Source organism: Pseudohongiella sp. SYSU M77423, from assembly GCF_029911965.1.
In the GTDB taxonomy this organism is placed as follows: domain Bacteria; phylum Pseudomonadota; class Gammaproteobacteria; order Pseudomonadales; family Pseudohongiellaceae; genus Pseudohongiella.
The window spans coordinates 307758-320774 of sequence record NZ_JARYTH010000005.1 but is presented as its reverse complement, the minus strand read 5'-3'; the positions used below and the strand labels follow the sequence as shown (position 1 = coordinate 320774).

Below are 13017 nucleotides of genomic sequence, written 5' to 3'. Positions count from 1 at the left end.
ATTAGTGTTGTGAAACTGATTGACTATAATCCGTATCGATAGCCGGAACGGCAGATTGAATGGAATTATGGTTGGAATGGTCCGAACCCTCGCGGTAATCCTCTGGTTGGCATTTCTGGCATGCGCCCCTGCATGGGCCTCCCGTGTGCCTGACTTTTCTCTGATCGATCAAAACGGCAGATTTCACCAGCTGAGTCGCTACAGTGACAGCGACATCGTAGTTCTGCTGACCTACCATAAGGACTGTGAAGTAAGCCGTAATGCGCTGACTGAGCTTGTTTCTCTTCATGAGCGGTTCTCCGGCAATGAGGTCAGATTTCATGTGCTGGTTGCCGATCCGACAGAAACTCGGGCATCGCTCAGAGATCTGGCGGAGCGGCTCGAAACGGATTTACCGTTATTGCTGGATGAAACGCAGCTGGTCACTGATGCGCTGGGATTTACTCACGCCGGTGAGGTGCTGGTTGTCGATCCCGAAATGAGTCAGGAGCTCTATCGAGGCGGTATCGGGCTATACGACGACAATCCCATGCAGCTTGCGCTGGCGGCCAGTCTGCCGGGTCTGAGTTCGCACCTGCATTACATCGTCCATTCTGAGCTGAACGGTGACCCTTTCATCCAGGAAACGATGCCGTTGACCGGCAATACCCTTGCGCTTGATCAGCTGGAACAGGCGCGTAGCGAGCCGATAAGCTACGAGGAAGACATAGTCCCGATTCTTCAGCGCCGCTGCGTAGAGTGTCATCGCGAAGACGGCGCCGCGCCCTGGGTGATGGGCAGTCATCGAATGATTCAGGGTTGGAGTCCGATGATCCGTGAGACACTTCTGACACGCCGGATGCCGCCGGGTCAGGTGGATTATCAGGATGCAGCGCGATTTGAGGATGTCCATCATATGACCAATGATGAGATGATCGCCATGCTTACCTGGATTGAAGAGGGCGCCCGCCGGGATGAGGGTTCCGAAGATCCATTGCTGTCCCTGTCGCCCAGGGAGTCCAGCTGGGAGCTCGGCGAGCCTGATTTGATAGTGGATTTTCCGGCACACCAGATACCAGCTTCCGGCGTACTCGACTATATGTTCGTTCCCATCGAGCTGGGATTGCCGGAAGATAAGTGGGTGCAGGCCTATGAGTTTGATGTAGATGCGAAGACGTCACTTCATCATGTGATGCTATACACCCAGGACGAACGGCAGCAAAGACAGAATGCCAGTCGTGGAGGGAGTCGTACGAATTTTGGTGGCTACGCGCCCGGGCGCGAATATGTAGTGCTGGATAGTGATACTGGCATCAAGTTGACGCGTGACATGCGGCTTATGATCCAGTTCCACTACACCACGATTGGGCGTGAACTGACAGACCGGTCCCGCCTGGGAATATACTTCAGGGACACACCGCCGACTCACGAACTGGTGAGAACTGCAGTGATGAATGGCGAATTTGAAATACCGCCAGGCGTCAGGGAGTTTCCAGTGCAGGCAGAAACGCTGATCGATACTGACAGTTATCTGTATAGCTTTGCACCGCACATGCACTACCGGGGTAAACATATAAAGTTTGAAGCGCAATTTCCTGATGGCACCACGGAGTCGCTGCTGTCCATTCCCAATTTTCAGCACAATTGGCAAATGGTCTATCGGCTGAAGGAGCCGCTGTTTCTTCCATCTGGAACGCGCATAGTTGCCAGCGGTGCCTTTGATAATTCCATTCATAATCCGCTCAATCCGGATCCCCGTGACCGCGTTGTCTGGGGGGATCAGGTCTGGGATGAGATGTTTATTACCTGGATGCGGGTGAGTCCTGTTAAATGAACGTCGTCCCACTTCTCGAGTGCCTTGCAGACGGGCAGTACCACTCCGGACAGGCAATTGGTGAGCGTCTGGGTATCAGTCGGGCTGCGGTATGGAAACAGATGCAGGCAATTCGCGACCTGGGTGTTGTGATTGAGGCTGTTACAGGCAAAGGATATTGTATCCGGGGTGGTCTTGAGTTGTTGGACAGCGCCCTGATCGAGGCGCGACTTTACCCTCAGGTCCACGCAGCGCTGGGGACGCCCGATGTCAGATTTTCTACCGGCTCAACAAATACCGATGCGATGCAGAAGGCAATGACCGGTGTCGAGCGTTATCTGGTATTGGCTGAGCATCAGGCTGCTGGCCGCGGGCGACGGGGTCGACAGTGGGTGAGTCCGTTTGGGCGAAACCTCTACATGTCCATGTTGTGGACGTTTCAAAATGGTATCGCAGCACTTGAGGGGCTCAGTCTGGTCTGTGCTTTGGCGGTCAAGCGCTCGCTGCAGGCCATCGATCGCGATATTTCCGTCAAGTGGCCAAATGACGTTTATCTAAATGGCAAGAAGCTGGCAGGCATCCTTCTGGAAGTAAGTGGCGATGTCGCAGGGCCTTGCCGTGTAGTGATGGGTGTCGGATTGAATGCGGCGATGCCGGCTGAGCATGCTGCTGCTATAGGTCAGCCTTTTGCCGACATTGCCTCAGACAGAGATGGCAAAATAAGCCGCAATGACCTGGCAGCCAAAGTCATCAACGAGTGGGTGGCAGTGCTCGCGCATTTCGAGAGCGAGGGTTTTGAACCCTTCCGCGAAGAATGGATGGCGTCAGACTGTTATCTGGGGCAGCGCGTTGAAATCCGTGCTGGTGAGCACCTGACTCTGGGTAGGCATGCTGGTGTTGATCTGTCCGGACGTCTTTTGCTGGACACTGATGTTGGTCGTATCACCGTGGCGGGGGGCGAGCTTATGCCCAGTTTGCGACCGGCGGCCGGTTGATGCGTCGGGTACTGGCTCTGTTGCTGGCAATCAATCTGTTGATCGGCTTGTGGCTGGGCTTGCGAGCTGAGTCAGTGTCTGAAGAGTCGGAGTTTTTACCTGCGTCGGCTGCCAGGCTGGAGCTGGTGTCGGACCTGCCCCCGGATGTCCGGGAAAGCCGTGAGCGATGTGCAGAGCTGGGGCCATTCTCAAACGAAGATTTGCTGCAAGAACTGCCGGCTCTGAATGAGTCAGTCTGGTCGCTTGGAACTGTTGTTTCTGGAGAGCAGTCTCTGTATCGCGTATACCTCGGGCCGGCCGCCGATCGCGCTGGCGCCCTGGTGATGTTGGCGGAAGTCCGGCAGCGGCTTGAGGAGGCTGGTCTCAATATTGACTCGTATGTAGTGGCAGAAGGTGTGCTTGATAATGCGGTATCTCTCGGCCTTTTCAGTAACATCGATAATGCCGAGCGGGTCCGCGATCAGTTGCTTCAGCTTGGCTACGATGTGCAGCTGGAGCCAGAGACAAGGCGCTCCGAAGTTCTGTGGCTGAGTGCAAAGCTTAGCGATATACCAGAAGGGCAGCTTGAATCCTGGCGTCCCATTCTGGCTGCAGACGGCGCCATTTCTATCTCAGAAAATCTCTGCGAAACGATTGCACATCGTAAATAATTCCCATAAAATGCCGCCTCTGCTTTAGAGACCCGGGAAAAAAGATATCCCGCAGGCTCTTCTGGGAGGGGTTCCCGAGCGGCCAAAGGGATCAGACTGTAAATCTGACGCGAAAGCTTCGGTGGTTCGAATCCACCCCCCTCCACCACTATATAGCCACTATATAAAGGTATATAGAAAAGGTTAGGAAGAGTCACCTTGCAAGGGGTGATATCTGGGATTCTGGCGACAGGCGGGTATAGTTCAATGGTAGAACACCAGCCTTCCAAGCTGGATATGCGGGTTCGATTCCCGCTACCCGCTCCAATGCAGGGGCTCGGTCTCTGGCTGAGAATTTTGCTCGCATAGCTCAGGCGGTAGAGCACTTCATTGGTAATGAAGAGGTCACCAGTTCGACTCTGGTTGTGAGCACCAGATTTTGTAGTAATGTGCCGGCGCGATGTATGTGCCGAAATTTTTTTATTTGATGATCCTCTGCAGCGGTATGGGTCATTTTCAGGCATGCTTGGTAAAGAAAAGAGGCGGTCACAATGGCTAAGGGTAAATTTGAGCGTAAAAAAGTACACGTCAACGTGGGAACAATTGGTCACGTTGACCATGGTAAAACAACGCTGACAGCAGCGCTGACGCGCGTTTGCTTTGATGTGTGGGGTACTGGTGAATCGCGTGCTTTCGACCAGATCGACAATGCGCCGGAAGAAAGAGAGCGTGGTATCACCATCTCTACTGCGCACGTTGAGTACGACTCACCAAACCGTCACTACGCACACGTTGACTGCCCCGGACACGCTGACTATGTGAAGAACATGATCACTGGTGCGGCGCAGATGGACGGCGCGATTCTGGTAGTGTCAGCTGCTGACGGCCCCATGCCGCAGACGCGTGAGCACATCTTGCTGTCCCGTCAGGTTGGCGTTCCTTACATCGTTGTGTTCATGAACAAAGCGGACATGGTTGACGATGCGGAGCTGTTGGAGCTGGTTGAGATGGAAGTGCGCGAGTTGCTCGACACTTACGATTTCCCGGGCGACGACACGCCGATCATCATCGGTTCTGCGCTGATGGCACTGAACGGTCAGGACGACAACGAAATGGGTACCTCAGCTGTGAAGAAGCTGGTTGAGACTCTGGACGAGTACATCCCTGAGCCTGAGCGTGACATCGAGAAGCCCTTCCTGCTGCCAATCGAAGACGTGTTCTCGATCTCTGGTCGTGGTACGGTGGTTACTGGCCGTGTTGAGCGCGGTATCGTTAAAGTGGGCGACGAGATCGAAATCGTTGGTCTGAAAGACACCACCAAGACTACCTGTACGGGTGTTGAGATGTTCCGCAAGCTGCTCGACGAAGGTCGTGCAGGTGAGAACGTGGGTGTTCTGCTGCGTGGTACCAAGCGTGAAGACGTTGAGCGTGGTCAGGTACTGGCCAAGCCTGGTTCAATCACTCCGCACACCAAGTTTGAAGGCGAAGTGTACGTACTGAGCAAGGAAGAAGGTGGTCGTCACACGCCATTCTTCAAAGGCTATCGTCCGCAGTTCTACTTCCGTACGACTGACGTGACTGGTGCGGTTGAGCTGCCGGAAGGTGTCGAGATGGTTATGCCTGGCGACAACCTGAAGTTCTTGGTAACGCTGATTGCTCCGATTGCGATGGATGAAGGTCTGCGTTTTGCGATCCGTGAAGGCGGTCGTACTGTAGGCGCTGGCGTGGTATCCAAAATCATCGAGTAAGTCGGTCGCCGGAAAATCTGAGAAATGGTGCAAGCCGAAACGCCTGCTGGGGGTTTCGGCTTGTGCATCTTGAAAAAGTATAGGCCAGTAGCTCAATTGGCAGAGCGGCGGTCTCCAAAACCGCAGGTTGGGGGTTCGATTCCCTCCTGGCCTGCCATTTATGGCAGCGCTGAGACAAATAGTTATGTCTGACAAGTCTACTACGCAGGCACCGAAGCAGGATTTGCTGAAGTGGATTGCCGTTGCAGTTATCGTCGCCGGTGGCGTGTATGCCAATGCATACTTCGCTGCTGAATCTCTGGTATTGCGGGTGGTTGGACTGCTCGTCCTGGCTGTGCTGGCAGGTTGGATTGCAGCTCAAACGGTCAAAGGCAGTGCATTCCTTAATCTGTGTATCGAAGCGCGCACCGAAATTCGCAAGGTGGTCTGGCCAACTCGGCAGGAAACAACGCAAACCACGCTGATCGTGCTGGTGGTGGTGTTTATTGTTGCGCTGGTGTTGTGGCTGCTGGATACAGCGCTGGGTGCGATCATCTCGCGTATCATTGGATAGTCAGGAGATATCAGATGGCAAAGAATTGGTATGTGGTTCATGCCTACTCCGGCTACGAGAAGCGGGTGATGCAAGCCCTCAAAGAGCGCATTACCCGTTCCGGAATGGAAGACCTGTTTGGCGAAGTGCTCGTCCCAACAGAAGAAGTACTGGAAATGCGCGCCGGTCAAAAGCGCAAGAGTGAGCGAAAGTTCTTCCCGGGATACGTTCTGGTGGAGATGGAGCTCAACGATGATACCTGGCACCTGGTGAAAGAGACTCCAAGAGTGCTTGGCTTTATTGGTGGTAAGGCTGATCGGCCTGCGCCGATCACGACCCGTGAAGCCAACCGAATTCTTCAGCGCCTTGAAGAGGGGCAGGACAAGCCGCGTCACAAGATTATTTACGAGCCGGGTGAAATGGTTCGTGTCATTGATGGTCCATTTAATGACTTTACTGGCACCGTCGAAGAAGTGAATTACGAAAAGAATCGACTGCGTGTGGCGGTGTTGATTTTCGGTCGCTCCACGCCGGTTGAGCTAGAGTTCAGCCAGGTCGAAAAAAGCTAACTGATTTTTAAAACCCCGTCGGGCCGCCAATTCCGACGGATAACAGGGGAGTTTCTGGCTGCTTTATGCTGTCGGCAACGCTCGAACCCACAGGAGAAGTACTATGGCAAAGAAAGTCACTGCATACATCAAATTGCAGGTTGGCGCTGGCAAGGCAAACCCAAGCCCGCCCGTTGGTCCTGCGCTCGGTCAGCATGGTGTTAACATCATGGAATTCTGTAAGGCCTTCAATGCCCAGACTCAGGGCATGGAAGCAGGTCTGCCAATTCCTGTTGTGATTACAGTATACGCGGATCGTAGTTTCACCTTTATTACTAAAACTCCTCCAGCATCTGTTCTGCTGCGCAAGGCATTGAATATTCCAAAAGGAAGCTCGCGTCCTAACACTGAAAAAGTGGCAAAAGTGACACGTGCTCAGCTGGAAGAGATCGCTGCCATCAAAATGCCAGATCTCACAGCAGCCGATATGGATGCAGCTGTTCGCACACTGGCTGGTACTGCCAGAAGTTCTGGTATCGACGTGGAAGGAGTGGAATAAATCATGGCTAAACTGACCAAAAAACAGCAGGCTATTGCTGACAAGATTGATCGTACCCGTGCTTATTCCATTGAAGAAGCTATCGCGCTTCTGAACGAGTTTGCATCACCAAAATTCAAAGAGTCCATTGACGTCTCTGTTAATCTGGGCGTTGATCCGCGTAAATCCGATCAGGTAGTCCGTGGCTCAACACTGCTGCCAAACGGTAGCGGCAAAACTGTCCGAGTTGCCGTGTTCGCTCAGGGTGAAAATGCTACCAAGGCAAAAGACGCTGGTGCAGACATCGTCGGTTTTGATGATCTGGCTGACAGCATCGCTGCTGGCAACCTTGACTTCGACGTAGTGATTGCAACGCCGGACGCAATGCGCGTGGTAGGTAAGTTGGGTCAGGTGCTGGGTCCGCGTGGCTTGATGCCAAACCCAAAGGTTGGCACAGTGACGGCAGACGTTGCCGGCGCAGTCAAAAATGCCAAGTCTGGTCAGGTTCGATACCGAACTGACAAGAAGGGCATTATCCACGGTGCCATCGGCAAGATCGGATTCGAAGCGGATGCCATCCAGGGTAACCTGGAAGCATTGCTGGCTGATCTGAAAAAAGCAAAGCCTGCCTCTTCAAAGGGCGTTTATATTCAGAAAGTTGTGCTGTCATCGACAATGGGCCCTGGCGTCCTGATCGATCACGCAGCCCTGAAAGTATAAGTATTGAGATTCGCGGCAGCAGATCTGTTGCCGCTACAGACTTTGGGGTTTTGGTGCGGGCATGTCCTGCACCAGAGCTGTCAAAGACCGTAGGTGTCAGCTGCAGTACGGGGTGACTTAATGTCCTACGCAGATGGTGAAACCCGTTCCGGCCCGCCGGAGCATTCCACCAGTTAAAGGCCCACTTTTCCATCAGGTTGAGTGGGAGCAAAACAACAAGGGCTGTCTATGGCAGTCCCTATCAGGAGTAAAGCTAGTGGCTATTAGGCTTGAAGACAAAAAGCAAATCGTCTCGGAAGTCAATGAAGCTGCTAACAATGCTTTGTCTGCAGTGCTCGCCGATTATCGCGGTGTCACTGTGTCGAGCCTGACTTCACTGCGCAAAAAGGCGCGCGAAGAGGGTGTGTATCTGCGTGTTGTACGTAACACACTGCTCAAGCGTGCTGTAGATGGTACTCAGTATGAGTGCATCCGCGAAGTGCTGACAGGTCCGACCATTCTTGCGTTTTCAATGGAAGATCCAGGCGCCGCGGCTCGCGTGCTGAAGGACTTCGCCAAAGAGAACGAGAAGTTTGAGGTCAAGGCTTTGTCTGTCGGTGGCAAGTTGTTGGGTGCCGACCAAATTGATGCTCTGGCTAAACTGCCGACTTACGATCAGGCAGTGTCCATGCTGATGAGTGTCATGCTGGCCCCGGTTACCAAGCTTGTTCAAACCTTCAATGAGGTTCCGACCAAGGTTACGCGCGCAGTTGCTGCGGTACGTGACCAGAAGCAAGCAGCATAACTCTGAGATCGAAACGGTTTATTTATTCATTTTTTATTAGGAGATAAGAGTCATGGCTCTGTCTAAAGACGATATTCTGAATGCAATCGCCGAAATGTCTGTAATGGACGTTGTAGAACTGGTTAGCGCGATGGAAGAAAAATTCGGTGTTTCTGCTGCTGCAGCGGTTGCTGTTGCTGCACCTGCTGCTGGTGGCGATGCTGCTGCTGCAGAAGAAGAAAAGACTGAATTTGACATCGTACTGAAAGCTGCTGGTGACAAGAAAGTAAACGTCATCAAGGTTGTTCGTGGCATCACTGGTCTGGGCCTGAAAGAAGCTAAAGACCTGGTTGACGGCGCGCCTTCAACTGTTAAAGAAGCTGCCAGCAAAGCTGAAGCAGAAGATGCGAAGAAGCAGCTGGAAGAAGCTGGTGCTACGGTTGAACTGAAGTAATCCTTCTGTTCAAGTCAGGCAGTAAAATTGTATACCGACAGGGGTAAAACCCCCTGTCGGTATTCAATGTTTATAAGGCAGGCATAATTTAGTGCAAAACGGATTCTGATCGAATCCTATGATAGTGGGGTATATCCGGGCATCTCCAGCGCCACTTTCCGGATATCAACAGACATACTTGCTAGGAAAACATAATGGCCTATTCGTATACAGAGAAGAAGCGTATCCGCAAAGACTTCAGTAAGTTGCCGACTGCGATGGATATTCCATATCTCTTGTCAACCCAGATTGACTCCTACAGGCAGTTTACCCAAGCCGGCCTAGCCCCTGATGTACGTCAGGATGTTGGTCTGCAGGCGGCGTTCAAGTCCGTGTTCCCCATTGTCAGCTACTCCGGAAAAGCCATCCTGGAGTTTGTCAGCTATGAATTGGGTAAGCCAGTGTTTGACGTCAAGGAATGTCAGCTGCGTGGCACCACATATTCCGCGTCCCTTCGCGTGCGTGTCCGGTTGATCCTTTACGATAAGGAATCAACTACACAGGCAATCAAGGACATCAAAGAGCAAGAAGTCTACATGGGTGAGATTCCCCTGATGACCGACAGCGGTACCTTCGTCATCAACGGTACTGAGCGTGTTGTTGTGTCTCAGCTGCATCGTTCTCCCGGTGTGTTCTTCGACCACGATCGTGGCAAGACCCACAGCTCGGGCAAGCTGCTGTACTCCGCGCGGATTATTCCGTATCGCGGCTCCTGGCTGGATTTCGAGTTTGACCCGAAGGACCTGGTATACGTACGAATCGACCGTCGTCGCAAACTGCCAGCCACAGTGTTGCTGCGCGCGCTGGATTTCACCGCAGAACAGATTCTCTCCATGTTCTTCGAGAACAACAGCTACCGTGTGGGCAAATCGGTCGAAGAGCTGATGCTCGAGCTGGTTCCGTCACGTCTTCGCGGTGAAGTATTGAACTTCGATGTCAAAGACAAGAAGGGAGAAGTCATCGTCGAATCGGGCCGTCGTATCACCGCGCGCCATATTCGTCAGATGGAAAAAGCCAAGCTTCAGGAGCTGCAGGTCAGCGCTGAGTTCGCCAGTGGCCAGTCGCTGGCAAAAGATATAGTCAACCCGGAAACAGGCGAGATCCTGTTTGAGTGTAACTCGCTGGTTACTCCGGAAATGCTGGACGCTATGATCGCGGCCGGCGTTGACAGTTTCGAAACAATTTACACGAACGACCTGGACTGTGGTCCGTTCGTCTCTGAAACGCTGCGAATCGACAGCACAACATCACGTCTTGATGCGCTTGTGGAAATCTACCGCATGATGCGTCCTGGCGAGCCACCGACCAAAGACTCGGCTGAAAACCTGTTCGGCAACCTGTTCTTCTCACAGGAGCGTTACGACCTGTCGGCTGTTGGTCGTATGAAGTTCAATCGTCGTCTCGGCCGTGAGGAAACAACCGGCGAAGGAGTTCTGAGCGTTGATGACATCGTTGATGTTCTCAAGACGCTGGTAGGCATCCGCAACGGCTTTGGAACCGTGGATGATATCGACCACCTTGGCAACCGACGTATCCGTTCTGTTGGTGAAATGGCTGAGAACCAGTTCCGTGTAGGTCTGGTCCGTGTAGAGCGCGCTGTCAAAGAACGTCTGAGCATGGCCGATTCCGAAGGCCTGATGCCTCAGGACATGATCAACGCCAAGCCGGTGGCAGCAGCTATCAAAGAATTCTTTGGTTCCAGCCAGCTGTCTCAGTTCATGGATCAGAACAACCCGCTGTCAGAAGTGACTCACAAGCGTCGTGTTTCTGCTCTCGGACCGGGTGGTCTGACTCGTGAGCGAGCAGGCTTCGAGGTTCGTGACGTACACCCGACTCACTATGGACGTGTTTGCCCGATTGAGACGCCTGAAGGTCCGAACATTGGTCTGATCAACTCCATGGCGACGTACGCTCGCACCAACGATTACGGTTTCCTGGAAAGCCCGTATCGTCGCATTATCGACGGCAAGGTAACCAACGAAATCGATTACCTGTCTGCGATTGACGAAGGTCAGTACGTGATTGCACAGGCGAGTGCGACACTGGACGCAGAAAACCGTTTTGTCGACAACCTGGTGACCGTGCGTTACGCCGGTGAGACAACCTTGATGCCGAAGGAACAGATCAACTACATGGACGTGGCACCTCAGCAGATGGTGTCCGTGGCTGCGGCGTTGATTCCGTTCCTTGAACACGACGACGCCAACCGTGCATTGATGGGTTCCAACATGCAGCGTCAGGCGGTACCAACATTGCGCGCGGAACCGCCGCTTATTGGTACCGGTCTGGAGCGCAACGTCGCAGGAGACTCTGGCGTGTGTGTGGTGGCTGATCACGGTGGCAGAATCGAGAGCGTCGATGCATCTCGCATTATTGTGCGTGTGAACGATGATGAAACACAGGCTGGTGAAGCTGGTGTGGATATCTACAACCTGACCAAGTACACCCGCTCCAACCAGAACACCTGTATTACACAGCGGCCCCTGGTGAAAGAGGGTGATCGAATCAGCCGCGGAGATATCCTGGCTGACGGCCCATCGGTTGATCTGGGCGAGTTGGCACTGGGTCAGAACATGCGCATCGCGTTCATGCCCTGGAACGGTTATAACTTCGAAGACTCGATTCTTATATCCGAGCGTGTTGTCAGCGAAGATCGACTGACAACCATCCACATCCAGGAGCTGACCTGTGTGGCGCGTGATACCAAACTGGGCGCCGAAGAAATCACGTCGGATATTCCAAACGTTGGTGAGGGTGCCCTCGGCAAACTGGATGACGCGGGTATTGTTTACATTGGTGCTGAAGTTGGTGCCGGTGACATTCTGGTTGGTAAGGTTACACCAAAGGGTGAAACACAGCTGACTCCGGAAGAAAAACTGCTGCGTGCGATTTTCGGTGAGAAAGCGTCTGATGTGAAAGACACCTCGCTGCGTGTGCCTTCCAGTGTAAAAGGCACCGTTATCGATGTGCAGGTATTCACACGTGACGGTCTGGAGAAAGACCAGCGTGCCAAAGAGATCGAAAAGTCGCAGCTCGATAAAGTACGTAAGGATATCAACGACGAATTCCGTATCGTTCAGGGCGCAACGTTCTACCGTCTCAAGCAGGCCTTCCTGGGCAAGAAAGTTGCCGGCGGTCCTGGTCTGAAAAAGGGCGCAGAACTGACTGAAGAGTACCTGGATGGTCTGGGTGCTGACGACTGGTTTAAGCTGCGTCTGGTTGATGAAGAGCTCAACAAGCAGCTGGAGCTGGCTGAGACACAGCTGAAGCGTCGTCGCGATGATCTGGATGAGCGTTTTGAAGACAAGAAGCGAAAGCTGGTGCAGGGTGATGACCTGGCGCCGGGCGTGCTGAAGATCGTCAAAGTGTATCTGGCCATCAAGCGCCGCATTCAGCCAGGCGACAAACTTGCGGGACGTCACGGTAACAAGGGTGTTATCTCCGCTATCATGCCGGTTGAAGACATGCCTTTTGATGAAAGTGGCAACCCGGTTGACGTGGTCCTGAACCCACTGGGTGTACCATCGCGAATGAACGTAGGTCAGATCCTGGAAACCCACCTGGGTGCGGCTTCCAAAGGCCTGGGTGCGCGTATCGACACGATGTTGCAGGAAAAGCGCAAGGTTGCTGAAGTGCGCAAATTGCTGGATGAGATCTATAACTCTGTCGGCAACAAGAAAGAGTCACTGGACGAGTTGACCGATGATGAGATTCTGGATCTGGCAAGCAACCTGAAAAAGGGTGTGCCGATGGCGACGCCTGTGTTCGACGGTGCCAATGAGACAGAGATCAAGCAAATGCTGAAGCTGGCCGGGATGGACGAAAGTGGCCAGGTCACACTGTATGACGGGCGTACCGGTGATGCTTTCGATCGTAAGGTCACAGTCGGCATCATGTACATGCTGAAGTTGAACCACCTGGTCGACGACAAGATGCACGCGCGTTCTACTGGTTCTTACAGTCTTGTTACGCAGCAGCCGCTGGGTGGTAAAGCCCAGTTCGGTGGTCAGCGCTTCGGTGAGATGGAAGTGTGGGCGCTGGAAGCATACGGCGCGGCCTATACGCTGCAGGAGATGCTGACAGTCAAGTCGGACGACGTCGCTGGTCGAACCAAGATGTACAAGAACATCGTGGACGGCGACCATCGTATGGAGCCAGGTATGCCTGAATCGTTTAACGTGCTTCTGAAAGAGATCCGGTCTTTGGGTATTGATATGGATCTGGAAGTTTCCGGTAAATAACGAATCGCCGATATTGTG

General features: G+C 53.2%; 11 protein-coding genes and 4 tRNA genes. All 15 read left to right on the top strand.

Annotated features, from left to right (window positions below; genetic code table 11):
• The first annotated feature begins 145 nt into the window (after window positions 1-145).
• The 15 genes from QGM61_RS13020 to rpoB all read left to right on the top strand — a co-directional run bounded on the left by QGM61_RS13020 (window position 146) and on the right by rpoB (window position 12999).
• On the top strand, window positions 146-1813 hold the full coding sequence (locus QGM61_RS13020) for a redoxin domain-containing protein (RefSeq protein WP_281133212.1): 1668 nt from the start codon (window positions 146-148) through the stop codon (window positions 1811-1813).
• The gene (gene birA, locus QGM61_RS13015) at window positions 1810-2787 is read left to right on the top strand and encodes a bifunctional biotin--[acetyl-CoA-carboxylase] ligase/biotin operon repressor BirA (RefSeq protein WP_281133211.1); all 978 of its coding nucleotides are present in this window, start codon (window positions 1810-1812) and stop codon (window positions 2785-2787) included. Before QGM61_RS13020 ends, birA begins: the two co-directional genes overlap by 4 nt.
• Complete coding sequence (locus tag QGM61_RS13010; protein ID WP_281133210.1) at window positions 2787-3437, top strand: SPOR domain-containing protein; 651 nt, start codon at window positions 2787-2789, stop codon at window positions 3435-3437. The genes birA and QGM61_RS13010 overlap by 1 nt, the downstream gene beginning before the upstream one ends.
• 64 nt (window positions 3438-3501) lie before the next feature.
• Window positions 3502-3585: transfer RNA gene (locus QGM61_RS13005), tRNA-Tyr, on the top strand.
• An 84-nt stretch (window positions 3586-3669) separates the two neighbouring features.
• Window positions 3670-3743 (top strand) — tRNA-Gly (locus tag QGM61_RS13000).
• A gap of 32 nt (window positions 3744-3775) precedes the next feature.
• Window positions 3776-3851: transfer RNA gene (locus tag QGM61_RS12995), tRNA-Thr, on the top strand.
• A 116-nt stretch (window positions 3852-3967) separates the two neighbouring features.
• The gene (tuf, locus tag QGM61_RS12990; RefSeq protein WP_237134970.1) at window positions 3968-5164 is read left to right on the top strand and encodes an elongation factor Tu; all 1197 of its coding nucleotides are present in this window, start codon (window positions 3968-3970) and stop codon (window positions 5162-5164) included.
• A gap of 81 nt (window positions 5165-5245) precedes the next feature.
• Window positions 5246-5321 (top strand) — tRNA-Trp (locus QGM61_RS12985).
• A 27-nt stretch (window positions 5322-5348) separates the two neighbouring features.
• Window positions 5349-5717, top strand: coding sequence for a preprotein translocase subunit SecE (secE, locus tag QGM61_RS12980; protein WP_237134980.1), 369 nt, complete (start codon window positions 5349-5351; stop codon window positions 5715-5717).
• A gap of 14 nt (window positions 5718-5731) precedes the next feature.
• On the top strand, window positions 5732-6265 hold the full coding sequence (gene nusG, locus QGM61_RS12975) for a transcription termination/antitermination protein NusG (RefSeq protein ID WP_237134979.1): 534 nt from the start codon (window positions 5732-5734) through the stop codon (window positions 6263-6265).
• Window positions 6266-6368: 103 nt separating this feature from the next.
• The gene (gene rplK / locus QGM61_RS12970; RefSeq protein ID WP_237134978.1) at window positions 6369-6803 is read left to right on the top strand and encodes a 50S ribosomal protein L11; all 435 of its coding nucleotides are present in this window, start codon (window positions 6369-6371) and stop codon (window positions 6801-6803) included.
• Window positions 6804-6806: 3 nt separating this feature from the next.
• Window positions 6807-7502 (top strand): 50S ribosomal protein L1, encoded by a 696-nt coding sequence (rplA, locus tag QGM61_RS12965; protein WP_237134977.1) that lies wholly within the window; start codon window positions 6807-6809, stop codon window positions 7500-7502.
• A 256-nt stretch (window positions 7503-7758) separates the two neighbouring features.
• Window positions 7759-8286, top strand: a complete 528-nt coding sequence (gene rplJ / locus QGM61_RS12960; RefSeq protein ID WP_237134976.1) for a 50S ribosomal protein L10 — start codon at window positions 7759-7761, stop codon at window positions 8284-8286.
• A gap of 52 nt (window positions 8287-8338) precedes the next feature.
• Window positions 8339-8719: a 50S ribosomal protein L7/L12 gene (gene rplL, locus QGM61_RS12955; RefSeq protein WP_237134975.1), complete on the top strand. Its 381-nt coding sequence runs from the start codon at window positions 8339-8341 to the stop codon at window positions 8717-8719.
• 194 nt (window positions 8720-8913) lie between these two features.
• Window positions 8914-12999, top strand: a complete 4086-nt coding sequence (gene rpoB / locus QGM61_RS12950) for a DNA-directed RNA polymerase subunit beta (RefSeq protein ID WP_281133209.1) — start codon at window positions 8914-8916, stop codon at window positions 12997-12999.
• Window positions 13000-13017: the final 18 nt, after the last annotated feature.